This window comes from Agromyces sp. Marseille-P2726 (assembly GCF_902809835.1).
Lineage (GTDB): Bacteria > Actinomycetota > Actinomycetes > Actinomycetales > Microbacteriaceae > Agromyces.
In genome coordinates, this window is the sequence record NZ_CADDWM010000015.1 from 490,922 (window position 1) to 508,023 (window position 17,102).

At 70.7% G+C, this 17,102-nt stretch carries 15 protein-coding genes and 1 tRNA gene; 6 read left to right on the forward strand and 10 right to left on the reverse strand.

Translation table 11 applies throughout. The features are described from left to right. Positions 1-95 precede the first annotated feature (95 nt). Positions 96-3,776 (forward strand): SCO7613 C-terminal domain-containing membrane protein, encoded by a 3,681-nt coding sequence (locus HUS56_RS14960; protein WP_173924206.1) that lies wholly within the window; start codon positions 96-98, stop codon positions 3,774-3,776. Between the two features lie 9 nt (positions 3,777-3,785). Here HUS56_RS14960 and HUS56_RS14965 read toward each other — a convergent pair whose 3' ends face one another. Beyond that, positions 3,786-4,157: a nuclear transport factor 2 family protein gene (locus HUS56_RS14965; RefSeq protein WP_173924207.1), complete on the reverse strand. Its 372-nt coding sequence runs from the start codon at positions 4,155-4,157 to the stop codon at positions 3,786-3,788. Between the two features lie 95 nt (positions 4,158-4,252). Here HUS56_RS14965 and HUS56_RS14970 point away from each other — a divergent pair. After that, positions 4,253-4,326, forward strand: a tRNA-Gly gene (locus tag HUS56_RS14970). A 35-nt stretch (positions 4,327-4,361) separates the two neighbouring features. On the opposite strand, the gene HUS56_RS14975 is transcribed toward HUS56_RS14970, so the two are convergent. After that, on the reverse strand, positions 4,362-4,823 hold the full coding sequence (locus HUS56_RS14975; protein ID WP_173924208.1) for an SRPBCC domain-containing protein: 462 nt from the start codon (positions 4,821-4,823) through the stop codon (positions 4,362-4,364). A gap of 179 nt (positions 4,824-5,002) precedes the next feature. Between HUS56_RS14975 and HUS56_RS14980 the strand changes: the two genes are divergently transcribed. Genes HUS56_RS14980 through HUS56_RS14990 form a run of 3 tightly spaced genes read left to right on the forward strand, consistent with a single transcriptional unit; the run spans position 5,003 to position 6,914 of the window. After that, entirely contained in the window at positions 5,003-5,605 is a 603-nt protein-coding gene (locus HUS56_RS14980) for an NADPH-dependent FMN reductase (protein ID WP_173924209.1), read from the forward strand. Between the two features lie 50 nt (positions 5,606-5,655). After that, positions 5,656-6,171 carry a Dps family protein gene (locus HUS56_RS14985; protein ID WP_173924210.1) on the forward strand — a complete coding sequence of 172 codons (516 nt, stop codon included), beginning with the start codon at positions 5,656-5,658 and terminating at the stop codon, positions 6,169-6,171. 41 nt (positions 6,172-6,212) lie between these two features. Beyond that, on the forward strand, positions 6,213-6,914 hold the full coding sequence (locus HUS56_RS14990) for a hypothetical protein (protein WP_173924211.1): 702 nt from the start codon (positions 6,213-6,215) through the stop codon (positions 6,912-6,914). A gap of 10 nt (positions 6,915-6,924) precedes the next feature. Here HUS56_RS14990 and HUS56_RS14995 read toward each other — a convergent pair whose 3' ends face one another. The 5 genes from HUS56_RS14995 to HUS56_RS15015 all read right to left on the reverse strand — a co-directional run bounded on the left by HUS56_RS14995 (position 6,925) and on the right by HUS56_RS15015 (position 12,872). After that, on the reverse strand, positions 6,925-7,587 hold the full coding sequence (locus HUS56_RS14995) for a response regulator transcription factor (RefSeq protein ID WP_173924212.1): 663 nt from the start codon (positions 7,585-7,587) through the stop codon (positions 6,925-6,927). A 24-nt stretch (positions 7,588-7,611) separates the two neighbouring features. Beyond that, a complete protein-coding gene (locus HUS56_RS15000; protein WP_254431478.1) occupies positions 7,612-9,042 on the reverse strand; it encodes a sensor domain-containing protein in 1,431 nt (476 codons plus the stop codon). Next, on the reverse strand, positions 9,032-10,573 hold the full coding sequence (locus tag HUS56_RS15005) for a multicopper oxidase family protein (RefSeq protein WP_173924213.1): 1,542 nt from the start codon (positions 10,571-10,573) through the stop codon (positions 9,032-9,034). Before HUS56_RS15005 ends, HUS56_RS15000 begins: the two co-directional genes overlap by 11 nt. A 113-nt stretch (positions 10,574-10,686) precedes the next feature. Further along, positions 10,687-12,231, reverse strand: a complete 1,545-nt coding sequence (locus HUS56_RS15010) for an amidohydrolase (RefSeq protein WP_254431479.1) — start codon at positions 12,229-12,231, stop codon at positions 10,687-10,689. After that, on the reverse strand, positions 12,228-12,872 hold the full coding sequence (locus HUS56_RS15015) for an FMN-binding negative transcriptional regulator (protein ID WP_173924214.1): 645 nt from the start codon (positions 12,870-12,872) through the stop codon (positions 12,228-12,230). The genes HUS56_RS15010 and HUS56_RS15015 overlap by 4 nt, the downstream gene beginning before the upstream one ends. Before the next feature lie 72 nt (positions 12,873-12,944). On the opposite strand from HUS56_RS15015, the gene HUS56_RS15020 reads away from it, so the two are divergent. After that, entirely contained in the window at positions 12,945-14,399 is a 1,455-nt protein-coding gene (locus HUS56_RS15020) for an MFS transporter (RefSeq protein WP_173924215.1), read from the forward strand. 3 nt (positions 14,400-14,402) lie between these two features. Here HUS56_RS15020 and HUS56_RS15025 read toward each other — a convergent pair whose 3' ends face one another. From HUS56_RS15025 to HUS56_RS15035, 3 genes are read right to left on the reverse strand one after another with little or no spacing between them, the layout of a single operon-like run. After that, complete coding sequence (locus tag HUS56_RS15025) at positions 14,403-15,407, reverse strand: Fpg/Nei family DNA glycosylase (protein ID WP_173924216.1); 1,005 nt, start codon at positions 15,405-15,407, stop codon at positions 14,403-14,405. 8 nt (positions 15,408-15,415) lie between these two features. Continuing rightward, positions 15,416-15,955 carry a ribose-5-phosphate isomerase gene (locus tag HUS56_RS15030; RefSeq protein ID WP_173924217.1) on the reverse strand — a complete coding sequence of 180 codons (540 nt, stop codon included), beginning with the start codon at positions 15,953-15,955 and terminating at the stop codon, positions 15,416-15,418. Between the two features lie 9 nt (positions 15,956-15,964). Next, positions 15,965-16,948: a DUF2332 domain-containing protein gene (locus HUS56_RS15035; RefSeq protein WP_173924218.1), complete on the reverse strand. Its 984-nt coding sequence runs from the start codon at positions 16,946-16,948 to the stop codon at positions 15,965-15,967. Between the last annotated feature and the right edge of the window lie 154 nt (positions 16,949-17,102).

A 17,102-nucleotide genomic window follows, 5' to 3' on the forward strand; every position in this document is an offset into this window, starting at 1 on the left:
GCTGCTGTGCGCGACGGGCACCGTCTCGGCCCGGCGCACCCATGGCGCTGTGGATCATGCGCTGCCCGTGTGACCGGGCGTGGCAGAGTGTGCCCATGACCGACCGTTCCCGCGCCCTCGCGCCCGGCCTACGTCGCTGGCCGTCCGATCCGGCGCAGTTCGTCGACACGACTCGTTGCCCGGCGTGCTTCAGCATGCTCCGCTCGCCGCGCTGCACCGAGTGCGGCCTCGACCTGCGGGCCCCCGAGGCGGCGCGGCTATTCCAGGTGTCGGCCCGCGTCTACGAGGGCGAGCTCGAGCGTCAGTCGCTGATCGATCGGATGTGGCGGGCACAGGATGCCGCGGCGCGCCCGGCCCCGAGGCCCGAACCGATCCCCGTGCCCGTGCCGGTGCCGGTCGCCGCTGCCGCACTGGCACCTGTCGCGACGACGTCGGCGCCGCCTACCGCGACCTTCGATCCTCCGATCGCCGCTCCGGATGCTGCGGCGCCGCGTCGCTCCGGCGTGCAGGTGCTGCTCCTGACGCTCGGAGTCGTGCTGATCTCGGTCACCGCGATCGTGTTCCTCTTCGTCGCCTATCTCGTGGCGAGCCAGGAGGTGCGCTCGATCATCATCGCCGGAGCGAGCGTGCTCGTGCTCGCACTCGCGTGGCTGCTTCGAGCACGTCGGCTCCCCGGCACCGCCGAGGGCGTGGCATCCGTCGCCGTCGTGCTGGGGCTGCTCGACGTGTGGATCGTGCGGGCGAACGACCTGTTCGGCACGGCGGCGCTCGGGGTGTCGGTGTACACCGGAATCGCGTTCGCCGTCGTCGCCATGGTGCTCGCGGCCACACGCGCAGTGAGCGGCATCCGGATCGTCGGGTTCGCCGCCGCGGCGCTGACGCCGATCGCCGCCTTCCTGCTCGGCTTCGCCATCGACCCCGGTACCGCGACGGGCGCATGGCTCGGTGGGCTGGTCGCGCTCCTGGCCGGCGTCGGCGTCGGCGCGGGGCTGCGAGCCGGGCTTCCCGAGCGGTCCATCCTCATCTCCGCGGGCTTCGCCGGCGGAGTCGCTGCGCTCGCAGGTGCGGGGTGGGCGCTGCACAGCGTGCCGTGGGGCGTGCTGTGGGCGTTCCTCGGCGTCGCCGCATCGCTGGTCGTCGTGATCGTCGTACTTCGGCTTCGCGGATCGCCCGCCGAGCGCGGGTTCGGCATCGCCGCAGCGATCGGCGTCGGCCTCGCTGCCGCCCTCGGCCTCGCGATCGGCGTCGCCGTCGAGCTCGAGCGCTCGATCGCGATCTGGTCGGCTCCGGCACTCGCCGCCGTGGTGGCCTGCGTCTGCGCGGCGCTCGTCCGGGTCGGCGGGCGCACTGCTCAGGAGGCCCGAGCATCGCTCATCGCGGCAGCCGCCGTCGCGCTGGCAGCGGCTGCGCCCGGCGCGCTCGTGGCATTCGCCGGGATCGGGGGCTGGCTGCTCGCCGCCATTCCTCCGTGGGGCGGCGACACCGCCAACGTGATCGTCGTCGACCAGCCCGACATCGTTCCCGGCGTGGCACTCGTCCCGTTCATGGTCGCGGGGGGCGCGTTCGTCGTGGCCCTGCTGCTCGGTCAGCTCCGGCGAGCCGCAACCGTTCCGATCGGTGCTGCGGTCGCCGGAGGCGTCGTCCTTGCGACGCTGGCCCCCGATGCCGCGCTTGCCGCGGTCGGCTACGGTGCGGTCGGCGCGGTCGGCCTCGGCGTCGCCGCGGTCGCGCAGCGGCACCGAGTCCCGGGTCTCGTGCCGACGCTGGCCCTGCTCGGAATGAGCTCGGCAGCCCTCGGCGCATGGACGGCCTACGCGAGCGTCCCCGCGTGGCCGTGGGTCACGGCGCTCGTGATCGTGACTGCGGTCGCCGGTCGCGTGGTAGCGGGTCGGGTGTGGTCCGATTCCGTCGCCCCCGCCGCCGGCGCGACGCATGTCGTGATCGCCAGCCTGCTCGGCGCCATCGCCGTCGTGTCGATCCCATCGTGGTCGGATGCCGCGGGCTCGCCGCTCACGTCGCCATGGGACTCACCGTGGATGTGGCTCGGCGTGGTCGGCGCCGCCATGTCGGCGGCCGCCCTCGCGTCCCCGAGGCTCACCGCCGCAGACCGCACGAGCATCGCGGTTCCCTGGCTCGGCGCCGCCACGACCGGGGCATTCGCCGTCGCGTTCGACGGGGGCGTCGATCCGGGCTGGATTCCCGCCGCACTCGTCGCGGTCGTCTCCATCGCCGCCCTCCGATTCACCACGGTGCGGCCGGTCTGCGTCCTGCTCGCCGTCGTGGGCCCGCTCCTGCTCGCCGTCGCGCTCGGGCGACTGCTCGTCGACATCCCAGGCGGTGCTCCCGCGGGCATCGGCGTGGCGGCCGGCGTGCTCCTCTCCGCCGGCTTGGCTCACATCGTGCTGCCCAGACGCGACACCGCGACGAAGGTCGCCTGGAACGCCGCACTCGGCGTTGCCGGCCTCGGCGCGCTCGCCTCGGTGACCGCGGCAGGAGATCAGCAGTGGCTGCTGTTGCTGGTACTCGCTCCAGTGCCAGTGCTCGTGGCCGCCCTCGACGGCGATCCCATCGGCGGCGAGGCGCAGAGCAGGCTCCTGTCCTGGCTCAGCATCCCGCCCGCGGTCGGCGCGGTCTGGTCGTGGCTCGCGGGCGACGGAGTCGACGACATCGAGGCGTACACCCTGCCGCTCGCGGCCTTCCTCCTCGCCGCGGGGGCCCTGATCGCGTGGCGGCGCGACGCGCACTCGTCGTACGCGGCTGGCCGCACGACGCTCGTCGCCACCGCCGCGGCCATCGCCGTGCTGCCGAGCGTCGCATCAAGTGCGGACTCCGAGCTGCGCACGCTCATCCTCGTCAGCGCGGGCGCGGTCGTCGCGCTCGCAGCGGCCTTCCTTCCCGAGACCGCCCGAGCGATCCCGCTGCGCCTCATCGCCGCGCTCACCGGATGGACGGCGGTCACCGGAACGGCGGTCGTGCGAGGAAGCGCCGTGGCCCTCGGCGAATCGAGCGATCTCGTCGTCGAGTTCTGGCCGCTGCTCGCGCTGGTCACGGGCGCGATGGTCGCCGTCGGGTGGGCCCGCACGTCGTCGCGGCCCGCGTGGATCGCGGAAGCGCTGCTCGCGGCATCCGTCATCGCCTTCTCGGTTCCGACGATGCTCGCGATCATCGATGGAAACCAGGCGACGACGCGCACCGTGGTGCTGTTCCCGCTGCTCGCGATCCTCCATGTCGCGGCCGTGGCGACGACCGCGCGGCCGGTGGGCGGGCCGATGCTCAGCTGGGCCAGCCTGGCACTGCTCGTGCTCGGCGGCACCGCCGTGCTCGGCGTCGCGAGAGTCGATCCATTCGACCTCGTGACCGCATCGATCGCCGCGGCGCTCCTCGGCGCCGGTGTGTTCCGGATGCGCCGCTCCCCTGCACTCGGCAGCTGGCCGGCGCTCGGTCCGGGCCTCGCGGTCCTCCTGATCCCGGCGCTCATCGCCGACTTCACGGATCCCGAGCTGTGGCGACTCATCGCCCTCGGCGTCGTTGCCGCGGCGGCGGTCGTCGTCGGCGCCCTGCGTCGGCTCCAGGCACCGTTGATCCTCGGCGGCGGCGTGCTCCTCGTACATGCCGTCGCACAGCTCTGGCCCTGGATCACGTGGCTCTACGAGGCGGTGTGGTGGTGGCTGTGGCTCGGCATCGCCGGCGTCGTGCTCGTGGCCCTCGCGGCGACCTACGAGCGACAGCTCCGACTCGCGCGAGGCGTCGTGCAGACGGTCGCCGAGCTCAGGTAGGCGGCAGGATCACATCCGCTCGACCCATTCGCTTCGCCAGTCGGGCGCCTCGAACGGCAGCGACCAGTAGGCCGTCTCGCGCGCGATCTTCTCGCCCCGCAGCTCGAAGATGAAGGTCGCGAGGTACTCCGCCTCATCGCCGTAGTCGAGCGTGGCCTCCACGACCCACAGGTCGCCCTCGCCGACGATGCGACGCGGCGTGATCGTCGGCAGCTGGGGGAACGCGTTGTACACGCTCCGCCGGTTGTCGCCGCCGACGATGCGCTCACCCGATTGCGGCCACTCCATGACCGCGTCTTCGTGGAACACGTCGTCCATCCCGCCGACGTCACCGGCATTCAGCGTCGCGATCAACGCCTCGACGGTCTCTCTCCCACTCATACGCGTGCTCCCTCGAACGGATGCCGCGCGCACGCCGTGCACGGAGTGGACTGTGCCGTGTACTACGATGATCCAGTGCCCGAACGCGGGCGCTCGCGGATGTAGCTCAATGGTAGAGCCTCAGTCTTCCAAACTGATGGTGCGGGTTCGATTCCCGTCATCCGCTCCACTGGCGTTCGATTGGGGGCCGCATTCGCGCGCTGCTCATGGCTCGAGGTATGCCGCGAGGTTCGCCAGCGACGACATGATCCCTTCGGCGTGGTCGCGCGCGCGAATACCCGCCGGGACGTTGGTCGCCAGGACCTCGACGACGGTCCCCTCGTCTGCGGCGTGCAGCAGCCACTCCATCCGCATGGTCCCCTGAAGCGCGGGGTCGTCGGACTCGAAGTCGATGTCCTGCACGATTCGATGGCCAGGGATGATCCGGGAGATACGGACGTCCGACACGTCGGAGTCAGCAGAGGTCTTGCCTGGAGCGTCGGATGCATCCTCGTAGGTCAGCACCAGGCGGAACGAGCCGCCGTCGCGAAGGTCGAATCGCTCGAACCTGCCCAGCATGCCCTTCGGGGGCAGCCACTTGAGCAGCGCTTCACGATCGGTCAAGGCGGCGTACACGACGTCGGGGTCGACGTGGATGAGAAGACTCGCCCGATCCGTCCTGCCCATCACCCGACGGTACCGCCGGCGAGGCGCCGCATGGACCGGAGCGAACGAATTGCAAGGTCTGGCGACCGATCCGGCGGCCTGCCTACGGTGGAGTGTCCGAGACGGATGCGGGACGCGTCACCGCCGGTGCGATCCACGCGCCGGGCCGTCACGCCCGAATCGGGCGGAAGGAGCACGCGATGTCCACCTTCAAGATCGGGTACTTCGTCGGAAGCCTCTCGTCGACGTCCATCAACAGAACCCTCTCCAAGGCGCTCATCAAGCTCGCGCCGCCGGAACTCGAGTTCACCGAGATCCCGATCGGGAACCTTCCCCTCTACAGTCAGGACTACGACGCGGCCTACCCACCTGAAGCTCAAGCGCTGAAGCAGGCGATCGAGGCATCCGATGGCATCCTCTTCGTCTCCCCCGAATACAACCGATCGATCCCCGGCGCACTGAAGAACGCGATCGACTGGGGCTCCCGGCCTTGGGGTACCAACTCCTTCGCCCGGAAGCCGACCGGCATCGTCGGTGCATCCGGCGGCAACATCGGCACCGCCGTGATGCAGTCGTCGATGCGGAGTGTCCTGAGCTTCCTGGATGCCCCGCAGTTGAACTCCCCCGAGGTCTACATCAAGTTCGAGCCCGACGTCTACGGGGCCGACGGCGACGTGAGCAATGAGGACTCCGCGGCCTTCCTGCGCCACTACATGGAGGAGTACGCCGCCTTCGTGGAGCGTGTGCTCGCGGCGACCGCACCCGGGCACATCGGCGATCAGCAGGCGGGCAAGTGGAAGTGACCGCGTAGCGTGGAGAACAGACGCACGCCAAAGGGAAAGGTGGACGCACGATGACCGATACCAAGTCCGACACCAAGGCCGCAGCCAGGAGTCCGAAGGCGCCGAAGGGCACCGAAGCCGACGTCGCCTCAGGCGTCGCCCAGTTTCTCACGCCCGTCGTGCAGGAGCTCATCGCACTCGCGGTCAACGGCAAGCAGGCGCACTGGCATGTGCGCGGCGTGAACTTCATCGCCGTGCACGAACTCCTCGACGAGGTCGTCGCGCACGCCCAGGAGTGGGCCGACCTCGCGGCCGAGAGGGTCGTGGCGCTGGGGCTCCCGGTCGACGGCCGCCTGAAGTCCGTCTCCGACAAGAGCGGGGCCGTGAACCCGCAGCTGGGCTTCCAGCCGTACGACGAGGCGATCGCCGACGTCGTGGCGCAGATCGACCGCGCGACCGAGCGGGTCAACGAGGCCATCGAGGGACTCGAGGAGCTCGATCCGCCGAGCCAGGACGTCGTCATCGAGATCCGGCGCGGTCTCGACAAGGACCGTTGGTTCCTGTTCTCGCACATCGCGAAGAAGTAGGCGCCGTAGCGGGCTGACGGGCCCGGGTGCAGAATGCCGCTATGACGGCGGATGCATCCGGGCCCGACTCGTCCCGCGAGGATGACGGCGCAGGCCTCACCGACGCCCAGAAGTCGCTCCGCGCCCAGATGCTCGCGACCGAGCACTGGAGCCTGCTCGCGTCGCGATCGACGACGCAGAGCGAGGTGCTCACGCGGATCGCCATCTTCCTGACCCTCGTCTCGGCGGGCCTGGTGACGCTCGGCGTGCTCGGCAATGCGACGCAATTCCGCGGCTGGTTCGGCGTGGCCGCGCTCGGAGTGCTGCTCCTGCTCATGCTGCTCGGACTGGTGACCCAGCTCCGCGTGTACAACACGGCCACGGAGGACCTGATGTACGTCGTGGCGATGAACCGCCTTCGAGGCGCGTACCTCGACCTGGATCCGGGGCTCGCCCCGTACCTGCTCATGTCGCCGAACGACGACCGTGCCGGCGCCGAGCGCACCTACCACTACTTCTTCCCGCGCGGTCAGAGCCAGGTGCTCGCGAGCTCGATGATGGTCATCACCGTCGTCACCGCCGTGGTTGCTGGTCTGTTCGCCGGCAGCCTCGCCCTTGCACTCGGGGTGTTCGCGTGGGTGGCCGTCGCCATCGGGGCCGTCGTCGCGCTCGCCCTGTTCGCAGGCAGCCTCGCCCGCGGCTACCGGCTCTACCTGCGTTCATGGGCTGAGCACGAACCGCTTCGGCGAACGTCGGCCGACTGAAGCCTGACGACTAGCGCTGCAGCCAGGTGAGCACGGCGAGCACTCGGCGGTGGTCGGTGCCCGAGTCCTCGAGGCCGAGCTTCTGGAAGATCGAGGTCACGTTCTTCTCCACGGCACCGACGCCGATGTACAGCTGCTTCGCGATGCCGGCGTTGGTGCGGCCCTCGGCCATGAGCTCCATGACCTCGCGCTCGCGGGGCGTCAGCGTGGCGAGCGGGTCGCTGCGCCGGGACAGCAGCTCACGGACCACCTGCGGGTCGAGCACGGTCCCGCCCTCGCTCACTCGCTCGACCGCATCCTCGAGATCATCGAGCGACGCGACCCGGTCCTTCAGCAGGTAGCCCATTCCGCCCTCGCCCGACGAGAGCAGTTCGTGCGCGTAGGTGCCCTCGACGTACTGGCTCAACAGCAGGACGCCGAGCTGCGGCATCCGCCGACGCAGCTCGATCGCCGCACGCACGCCCTCGTCGCGGAAGGTGGGCGGCATGCGCACGTCGAGCACCGCCAGATCGGGCCGGGTCTGCTCGATCTCGGCGAGCAGTGCATCGGCGTCACCATAGGCGGCCACCGTCTCGAACCCCGCCTCGTCGAACAACCGCACGAGCCCCTCGCGCAGCAGCACCGAATCCTCGGCGAGCACGATTCGCAGGGGGCCGCGGGGGGCATCGGTCATGCCCCCACCCTAGCGGCGGGCCCGTCAGGCGCCGGATGCCGCGAGCGGAACGTACGGCAGGTGCGCACCGATCACCGTCGGCCCGCCGACGGGACTGTCGATGACGAGGATGCCCCGAAGTCCCTGCACGCGCTCGTCGGGACCGGCGAGGCCGTGGCCGGGGGTGCGCGTCGCGCCGCCGCGGCCGTTGTCGGTGACCCAGACGTCGATCCAGTGGCCGGTCTCCGCCGTTCCGCGGGTGCCGACGCGGAGACGGATCCCGGTGGCTCCGGAGTGCTTCGCCGCGTTCGTGAGGAGCTCGGCGGCGATGAAGTACGCGTTCCGCTCGATCGGTGCCGGCAACGGGCCATCCGTCAGCTCGACCTCGACGATCACGGGTACCGGGCTCCGCGACGCAAGCGACTCGAGGGCGACCGCGAGGCCGCGGTCCTGCAGGATCGGGGGTGCGAATCCGCGTGACAGGGCCCGCAGCTCGTCGAGTGTCTCTCGCGCCTGATCTCGGGCCTCGACGAGGAGGGTGCGCGCCGAGTCGGGGTCGTGCTCGAGCCGGCGCTCGATGGTCGCCAGGTCCATCTGCAGACGCACGAGGCGCTGCTGCGGACCGTCGTGGATGTCTCGCTCGAGGCGCCGCAACGAGGCATCCTCGGCCTGCACCGCGGCGCCGCGCGACGCGGACAGCTGGGCGACCTCGACGGCCAGCGCCTCGGAGCGCCATGCGCCCAGCACGCCGCGGGCGATGACGTCATGCAGCATGGTCAGCCCGCGGAACACGAGCGGGAGCGTCAGGAGGAAGATCACGCCGACGATGAAATGGAAGATCGGCTCCGAAACCGACACGTCGAGATCGACTCCCTCGCCCGGGAGCAGCCAGTCGAGCACGACCTCGCTCAACCACACCTGGCGACCCTCGTTCGGGATGTACCGCTCCCAGATCCACCCGGTGACCCCGCCGAGCGCGACCGAGGTCCACGCGACGGTGATCGACCACGTGATGATGCTCACGATCGGGTTGATGATGAGCCCGTGCAGCAGGTACAGCCAGTAGTGGCCGTCGATGAACGGCGCGAACATCGTGCGCCAGAAGCCCTGGTTGCGATCGGCATGGTCCCACGCCGGTCGGCGAACGGGCGGCCGTCCGGCCCATTCCAGACGCACGAGCTCGAGCGTGCCGAACCCGCGAGCGATGAACATCGCGGCCACCACGATGAAGATGCCGAACACGATCAAGATCAGGCCGAGTCCCGTGAAGAACACACTCGCGAGCAGGGCCAGGCCGACGATCGCGATCGGCATGGTCAGGATGAGGAACGCGAACTCGCGCGGGACGCTCGCCCAGAGGGCGCCGTACCCGCGGCGCGGGCGCGGGGCATCCGTCGTGCTCGTCGTGGTCTCGTTCGTCATCGGTGGGCTCACGTTCGGAGTGGGGGCGTCGGTCGGCACGGTGTCAGTGCTCATGGTGGGTTCCTCCTGTCATGGTGGCAGACCGGCCCGGTTCGACGACGGCGAACTGGCCCATCATGCCCTGGTCTTCGTGCCACAGCAGGTGGCAGTGGTACATGTACGGGGTGTCGGGATCGGCGTAGTCCTCGAAGCGCAGGATCAGTTCGAACTCGGTCTCGGGGGCCGCGAAGATGGTGTCCTTCCATCCGGCGAGCTCCGGCGGGGGCGGCGTGCCGTCGATCGATGCGATCCGGAACTGCACGTCGTGCACGTGGAAGCTGTGGGGCATCTGGCTCGTGTTCTCGACGACCCAGCGCTCGGTCGTGTCGACCGTGACCGTCTCGTCGATGCGCCTCATGTCCATGTGGGTGTCGTTGATCTCGAACCCGTCCAGCCGGAATGTGCGCGTCGTCGCGACCTCGGAGACCTCGACCGGCGGCACCTCGGCGAGTTGTTCCGGCACGTCGGGCGAGGGGTCGAGGGCGTCGGCGGCACGCAGCTCGAGCACGTCGAAGGCGTCGGCGCCCCCGTTCATCGCGGCGATGGCGTCGATCATCCCGGCCGCCTCCGCCGACGCCTCGGAGCGGAGCACGAGCCGCTCCCCCGGCGTCATGCGAACCACGACCTCGGCCCGCTCACCGGGCGACAGCATGACGTGATCCAGTTCGACGGATGCCGCGAGCAGCCCTCCGTCGGTGGCGATGAGCTCCATCCCTCGGCCGTCGCTCCAGGTGAACGCGTAGGTCCGGGCCGTCGAGGCGTTGAGCAGCCGCAGCCGCACCGCCGCTGTTCGCACCTCGAGGTACGGACTCCGGGTGCCGTTCACCAGCAGCTCATCGCCCAGCGCGCCGGCGAACCCGCGTGGCGGCGCCTCTCGAACGCCGTCGGCAGAGAACCCGGTGTCCTGCACGATGACTGGAATGTCGTCGACGCCGTACTCGCGAGGAAGGGCGAGCTGCGCCTCGGCATCGTCCTGCAGGAGGAACATTCCGGCGAGGCCGCGCCGCACGTGCTCCTCGGTCTCGCCATGCGGATGCGGGTGGTACCAGAGGGTCGCGGCGGGTTGGTCGATCGCCCACCCGGGCGACCACGTGGCGTCCGGCTCGACCATCTGGTGGGGGCCGCCGTCCATCTCGGCGGGGGGGTGCATGCCGTGCCAGTGCACGGTGGTCGCCTCGTCGAGCGAGTTCGTGACGTCGACCCTGACGCGTTCGCCACGCGAGGCCACGAGGGTCGGACCGAGGTATGAGCCGTTGAATCCCCACGTCTCGCTCGGCGCACCGGGCTCGAACTCGGTCGCCCCCGCCCGGGCCTCGAGGGCGAAGACCCGAGTGCCGTCGGCGTCGACCGTGGATGCGGCGAGCGGCGGGATCGCGAGCGCTCGGTCGAACTCCACCTTGCCGACCGTCGAAACGGGGGCCGGACCCGCGATTCCGCATCCGGCGAAGGAGACCGCGACGAGCGCGCCCGCGGCGATCGCGGCGAATGCGCCCGCGGTCGCACGGGGTCGGCGGAGGCGAGTCGGGAATCGCGAGATCGAGGGCATGGTTCCAGCGTCACGAATCGCGCACGGTCGCCACAGCCGGTGCACGCCCGGATGGGCGCGGGGGTTTACCCCCGGACTCGGGATCCCGATGCGCGACCGGTTTCGTCAGGCCGCTACTCGAGCAGGGAGTGAGTGAAGCGCCCGCCCAGCAGCGTCGCGGCAACGGGCATCGCACGGAGGTCGTCGACGGATGCCGCGAGCGGGTCGAGCTCGACGACCGCGATGTCGGCGGGGCCACCCACAGCCACCTCGGCGCCGCATCCGCCGGTCGACGCGGCCAGCGCCGTGCGCGCGTCGATCGCCTGCTCGGGATGCCACGGCTCGCGCCCGTCGCGAGTCCGGCCGACTGCAGCGGAGATCGCGACCCACGGGTCGAGTGGCGCGACCGGGGCGTCGGATCCGAGCGCGAGTTCGACGCCGGCGCCGGCGAGCGCGGCGAGCATGAACGCCCGATCGGTACGGCCCGCCCAGTACCGGTCGGCCACATCACGGTCGTCCATCGCGTGCTCGGGCTGGACGCTCGCGATGATGCCGAGCGCGGCGAACCGCGCGACATCCTGATGACGAAGCAGCTGGGCGTGTTCGATGGTCGCACCCCGGCCGTGCCACCCCGAGGGTCGGACCTGTTCGAACGCCTCGAGCACCGCCGCGTTCGCGCGGTCGCCGATGGCATGCACGGCCGGCGTGATGCCCGCGGCATCCGCACGACGCATGAGTGGCACCAGCTCGTCGAGCGGGACGTTGGGGGCGCCGCACGGATTTGCATGGCCCTCGAGGCCCGGGTAGGGGTCGAAGCACCACGCGGTGCGCGTGTTCAGCGATCCGTCTGTGATGACCTTGTACCCGCCGACGGTGACGAGGCTTTCGGTGTCGGGCACGGCGTCGCCGGTGCGGAGGCCATGCTCGATCGCCCGTTCGAGGTGCTGGGTGTAGACCCCGAAGGCGACGCGAAGCGAACGGATGTCGCGGGCGGCGCGCCGCGCCCAGTCGTCGCGGTTCCACCGCATCTCGAAGTCGGTGATGCCCACGACGCCTCGTGCGGCGGCCCGTGCGGCGGCATCGGCGACCCAGCCGTCGAGCACCTCGTCGGCGACGTCGTCGAGCATGGCGGTGAGCCGGAAGCAGTCGTCTTCGCGGAGGATGCCGCTGGGGCCGGCGATCCCGTCGAAACCGTACCGGCGCGCGGCGGCGGAGTTCACCCAGCCCGAGTGCAGGTCGCCCGAGACGAGCACGACCGGCACGTCGCCGGAAACGGCGTCGAGCGCGGCCCGGGACTGGGAGTCGGGCCAGAGTCCGTCACGGTAGCCCATGCCGATGACCTCGGCGGCGCCCCGAGCCACGAGCCCGGCGACGAGGGCGACGGCCGCGGCAGCGGACTCGATGCCCGAGAGGTCGTGGCGGCGCACCACCATCGACCACTGGGACATGTGCACGTGCCGGTCGTAGAGTCCGGGTACGACGTACCGGCCGTCGAGCTCGATGCGGCGGACCGCGGCATCGCCGTCGCCCCGCCGAGCGTCCGCGCCGGCGCGCACGATGGCGGCCACGGCGCCGTCGGCGAGATGCACGTCGACGGGCGAGGTGGCGCTGGGCAGCAGCGCACCCGCGAGGATCAGCGGCTCAGGGGCATCCGTCGGCCGTCGACGCCTGCCGTTCACGCCCGGGCTGCCCGAAGCGCCTCGTGCGTGCGGCGCATCTCGGCGGCGAGCGACGGGTTGGAATACGGCCCGGTTGCTTCCAGCTCGTCGATGATGCGATCGACGGTCGCAGCCGGCTTGTTCTGGCTCATCTTGTTCTTCGCGACGAATCGGGTGATCGGGATGCGCACACCGACCGTGCCGGGGGCGATGCGGTCGGCGTACGCCGAATTCTCGGGCGTTCCGCGCATGCGTCTCGGCTCGGGCATCGGGCTCTCGAAGTGATCGACGAGCGCCTCGAGCACGCGGAGGTTCTCGGCCGGGTCGAGCAGCTCGGGGGTTCCGTAGAGGTGCGCGGTGACGAAGTTCCACGTCGGCACGGCGGGATCCGCGTCGTACCATCCGGGCGAGATGTAGCCGTGGGGCCCCTGCACGATGACCATGACCTCATGCCGCCCGAGTTCGTGCGCCTCGTCGTCGGGTCGGCCCACATGCGAGAGCAGCACGATGCCGTCGGCGTGCTCGTCGAGCAGCACCGGGTAGTGGGAGGCCACGAGGCCCGCGGCATCCGTGCGGCTCACGATCGTCATCCAGGGATGCTCACGGATGATGCGCTTCACGCCCTCCTCGCTGTCGAGGGTGAAGCTGGGGTTGTGCCGCATCGAGGTCCTTCCGATCGGATGCCTCCACGGTACCGTCCGGGGCCGCCTCCCGCCGCGGATAGGCTGGCCGGAATGGTCGGGCGCAGCAGGGACGAACGGGAGCGTCTCAGCCGTACGCCGAAGACCTGGCCGATCGTCGCCGTGCTCGCCTTCGCAGGCGCGTGCTCCTCGTTCATGTTCACGATCGTCGTGCCGATCCAGGCGGACCTGCCCGAACTGCTCGACGAGAGCCGGGTGGCATCGGCGTGGGTCGTGACGGTCACGTTGCTGACGGCCGCGGTGACGACGCCCATCGCCGGACGGCTCGGCGACCTCTACGGCAAGCGCCGCATCGTGCTGGCGCTGATCGCGGTGCTCATCGTCGGCAGCGTGATCGCCGGCGCGTCCACGTCGCTCCCCGTGCTGCTCGTCGGTCGCGCGCTCCAGGGCGCGGTGACGGGAGTGGTTCCCCTCGGCATCGCGATCCTCCGCGACCACCTGCATGAGGATCGGATCGGCGGTGCGGTCGCCCTGGTGAGCGCGACCCTCGGCTTCGGCGGAGCGCTCGGCCTGCCCGTGAGTGCGCTCATCGCCGAGAACGCCGACTGGCACCTGCTCTTCTGGGCGTCCGCGGTGCTCGGCCTGGTGCTGTTCGTGCTCATCGCCTCGGTCGTGCCGGTCAGCACGTTGCGTGCACCCGGCCGATTGGATGTGCCGGGCGTGATCGGGCTCTCCATCGGGCTCTCGGGCGTCCTCCTCGCCATCGCGCAGGGCAATGCCTGGGGCTGGACCTCTCCGGCCACGCTGGGGTTCGGGCTCGGCGGCATGGCCGTGCTGGTCGTCTGGGGCTGGTACGAGCTCCGCGTCGCGGATCCGCTGGTCGATCTTCGCGTGGCGGCACGCCCGCCGGTGCTCATCACGAACCTCGCGTCCATCGCCATGGGGTTCGCGTTCTTCTCGTCGAACGTCAACCTGCCGCAACTGCTCGAGCTCCCGGTCGCCAGCGGCGTGGGACTCGGTCTCTCGCTGCTCGCGGCCAGCATCGTGCTCATGCCCGCCGGACTCGTGATGATGGGGATGTCGCCGGTCGCCGCCCGACTGAATCGTCGATTCGGCGGGAAGTCCCTCCTGGTCTCCGGCGCGGGTGCCATCATCGTGGCGTACTCGCTGGCGCTGGTCGCTTCGACGCAGGTCTGGCAGATCATGCTGGTGAACGCCGTCATCGGCGTTGGGATCGGGCTCGGCTATGCGGCGATGCCGATCCTCATCATGCACGCGGTGCCGGCGACGGAGACGGGGGCCGCGAACGGCCTCAACGCGCTCATGCGCTCACTCGGAACGAGCGGGGCCGCCGCGGTGATGGGGGCCGTACTCGCGGCGACCGCGGTCGAGTTCGAGGGACTGCAGGTGCCCACGCGCGCCGGATTCGACCTCACGTTCACGATCGGCCTCATCGCGGCCGTCGTGGCGGCGGTGCTCGGGCTCCTCATTCCGAAGCCACGCCGCGTGCCCGGCGAGCACCGGTCGCTGCCCGACGACGTCGCCTGACCATCAGGCCTGGCAGTACGGACACCAGTAGAGCTTGCGTGCGCCGAGCTCCTCCATGACGATGTTCGTGCCGCACACCCGGCAGGGCAGCCCCTCGCGCTTGTAGACCCAGTGCCGGTCGGCGCGGTTGGCCATGGCCGCTCGCCACGCCTCGTCGTCGAGGTCGTCCATCGTCATCATCTGGCCGGTCTCGACGCCGATGCGCAGGAGCTTCGCCCAGTCGCGCCACAGGTGGCGCACGTGCTCCTCGGGCACCCGCTTCCCGGGGGTGTGGGGGTTCTGTCGGGCGCGGAACAGGAGCTCGGCGCGGTAGACGTTGCCGATGCCGGCGACCACCGACTGGTCCATGAGGAGCAGCCCGATGGGCGTCGCCGTCTTCAGCACCGCCTGCGCGAAGCGATCCTCCGCCTCGGGCCCGTCGTCGATCAGCGGGTCGGGGCCGAGCCTGGCCACGACCTGCTCGACCTGCGCCGGGTCGAGCACCTCGCAGGCGGTCGGACCGCGCAGGTCGGCGACCACCCTCTCGGTGAGCAGGCGCACCCGAACCTGCCCGATCGGCTCGGGCGGGAACGACTCGAGGGCGTTGCCCTCGGTCTCGGCCTCCGACATACGCAGCCGGGTTCGCCTGGGAGCACCGATCGAGGCGAGCGAATTCTCGCCCGCGCTGTCGAACACGACTGCATCGGGATTCGGCCCGGTGAGGAACGTCCCCCTCTGGTTCGTCTGGCCCATCCGCCCGTTCGCGGATGCGATGGTCGCGTCCATCCGGATGTCGCCGGCGAAGTCCCACGCACCGTACATGCCGAGGTGCACCCGCAGCCAGCGGTCGCCCTCGAAGCCGAGGAACATCTGCTTGCCCACGGCGCGGGCGTCCGTCATCCGACGACCGTCGAGTTGCGCCGCCCCCTCGGCGAATCGGCCCTGCGGGCTGGAGGCCCGCACGACCTGCCCGACGAAGTTCCGGTCGAACTGGCGGGTGATGCGGTGGACGGAATGTCCCTCGGGCATCGGACGCCTTACGCCTCGGCCGCGGCCGGGCCGACCGCTCGCTGCGATGGCGGGAGGGCGGAGGTGTCGACGCCCTTGCCGACGATGTCGCCGGTCGCCTCGAACTCGGCGATTTGCGCGATGCGCCGCACGTGCCGCTCGTCGCCCGAGAAGGGTTCGGTGATAAAGGCGTCGATGTACCGGATGGCTTCTTCGACAGTGTGCTGCCGCGCGCCGATGGAGATGACGTTCGCGTCGTTGTGCTGGCGGGCGAGGATCGCGGTGTCCATGCTCCAGACGAGGGCTGCCCGGATGCCGTGCACCTTGTTCGCAGCGATCTGCTCGCCGTTGCCCGACCCGCCGAAGACGATGCCGAGGGTGTGGATGCCCGCGGCCTGATCACGCGCGACTCCGAGCGCGGCGTTGATGCAGAAGGCCGGGTAGTCGTCGACCGGGTCGTACTCGGCCGGGCCGTGATCGACGACCTCGTGCCCGCCGTTGGTCAGGTGGTCGACGAGCGTGCGGCTGAACTCGAGGCCGGCGTGATCGGTCGCGATGTGGATGCGCATGGGCCAAGTCTAGGGATCGGGCACCCAGCGGATGCCGCGGCCGTGCGGCTGCGCCCAAGCGAGTTGCACGCCGTCGAGGGCGAGCACGAGATCGGAGCTCTCGTTGGGCACGTCGTCGCGTACACGGATGCCGGGGCTCACGGTGCGGGACTCGACCGAGAGCCAGTGCCCGGGGAGGCGGCGCACGTGTTCGGCGAATCGAGCACGGTGGGCCTCGTCGAGGTACATGAGGACCGCCGTGTGGAACACGACGAGGGTCGAGTCGGAGGGCGCCTCCGCTGCGACGGCGTCGAGCTGCTCGTCGAGGTCGCCGGCGACGACAAGCGGCGGGTCGGCGGCGGCGATCGCTGCAGCGGCCTGCAGGCGAGCGCGGCGGTCGTCGTGTTCGGGCCAGATGAGGGCCTCCAGCCACGCCACGTCGTCGGGATGCCGCACATCGAGCGGGTTCAGGTCGATGCCGGCCCGCCACACGACCTCGGGAAGGCGGTCGGGTACGGGCACCGGTCCGGTGACGGCGCAATCGAGGACGACCGGGCTGGGGCCGCTCGCGGGGTCGAGCCGAGGATGCCCCGTGTACCGATAGCTGTAGCGATCGGGATACAGGCACAGCCCTGCCGACGCGCCCACCTCGAGCAGGGCGAGCGGGCCCACGAGCCCCGCGAGCGCCGGCACGTGCAGGGCGCACCGCGCGGCCTCGTTCGTCTGGGTCGCATGCGTGAGCGCCGTGGCCCGCACCTCGAGCCAGTGGTCGTGGAGCCAATCCCGGAAGAGATGGTACGGACCGGCGGGCGCCCCCTGGAACCTCGCCGCCGAGAACACGAGGTTCGGCTGGCGCTTCGGCGAGGGCAGCTGATCGATCAGCCCGATCGTCTCGGGGTCGTCGGCGACGCCGAGAGCCCATCCCTCGTAGACCCCAGACATTCCACGCGCCTCGACCTCGCCGAACACCCGGTATCGCTCAGCGGTCGGGGCCGCGGAATCCGTGGACCTCATGGTGGCCACGGTAGGACCGCGCCCCGACCCGGTCAAACGCGGTCTGCGGTGTGACCGCGCATCCGCTCGCGGCATCCGTCCGACCCCGCGAATCGGCCCGACGGCGGGTCTAGGCTGGAACCCGTTGCCTGCGGCCACGAGCCGCATCGATGAC

Bases quoted from the DNA above. Each gene is read 5' to 3' on its own strand.
- HUS56_RS14985 (WP_173924210.1), top strand. From the start codon at position 5,656: ATGACCGATACCAAGTCCGACACCAAGGCCGCAGCCAGGAGTCCGAAG.
- HUS56_RS14975 (WP_173924208.1), bottom strand. From the start codon at position 4,823: ATGGGCAGGACGGATCGGGCGAGTCTTCTCATCCACGTCGACCCCGAC.
- HUS56_RS14965 (WP_173924207.1), bottom strand. From the start codon at position 4,157: ATGAGTGGGAGAGAGACCGTCGAGGCGTTGATCGCGACGCTGAATGCC.
- HUS56_RS14995 (WP_173924212.1), bottom strand. From the start codon at position 7,587: ATGACCGATGCCCCCCGCGGCCCCCTGCGAATCGTGCTCGCCGAGGAT.
- HUS56_RS15015 (WP_173924214.1), bottom strand. From the start codon at position 12,872: ATGCGGCACAACCCCAGCTTCACCCTCGACAGCGAGGAGGGCGTGAAG.
- HUS56_RS15025 (WP_173924216.1), bottom strand. From the start codon at position 15,407: ATGCCCGAGGGACATTCCGTCCACCGCATCACCCGCCAGTTCGACCGG.
- HUS56_RS14960 (WP_173924206.1), top strand. From the start codon at position 96: ATGACCGACCGTTCCCGCGCCCTCGCGCCCGGCCTACGTCGCTGGCCG.
- HUS56_RS15000 (WP_254431478.1), bottom strand. From the start codon at position 9,042: ATGAGCACTGACACCGTGCCGACCGACGCCCCCACTCCGAACGTGAGC.
- HUS56_RS15020 (WP_173924215.1), top strand. From the start codon at position 12,945: ATGGTCGGGCGCAGCAGGGACGAACGGGAGCGTCTCAGCCGTACGCCG.
- HUS56_RS14980 (WP_173924209.1), top strand. From the start codon at position 5,003: ATGTCCACCTTCAAGATCGGGTACTTCGTCGGAAGCCTCTCGTCGACG.
- HUS56_RS14990 (WP_173924211.1), top strand. From the start codon at position 6,213: ATGACGGCGGATGCATCCGGGCCCGACTCGTCCCGCGAGGATGACGGC.
- HUS56_RS15030 (WP_173924217.1), bottom strand. From the start codon at position 15,955: ATGCGCATCCACATCGCGACCGATCACGCCGGCCTCGAGTTCAGCCGC.
- HUS56_RS15005 (WP_173924213.1), bottom strand. From the start codon at position 10,573: ATGCCCTCGATCTCGCGATTCCCGACTCGCCTCCGCCGACCCCGTGCG.
- HUS56_RS15035 (WP_173924218.1), bottom strand. From the start codon at position 16,948: ATGAGGTCCACGGATTCCGCGGCCCCGACCGCTGAGCGATACCGGGTG.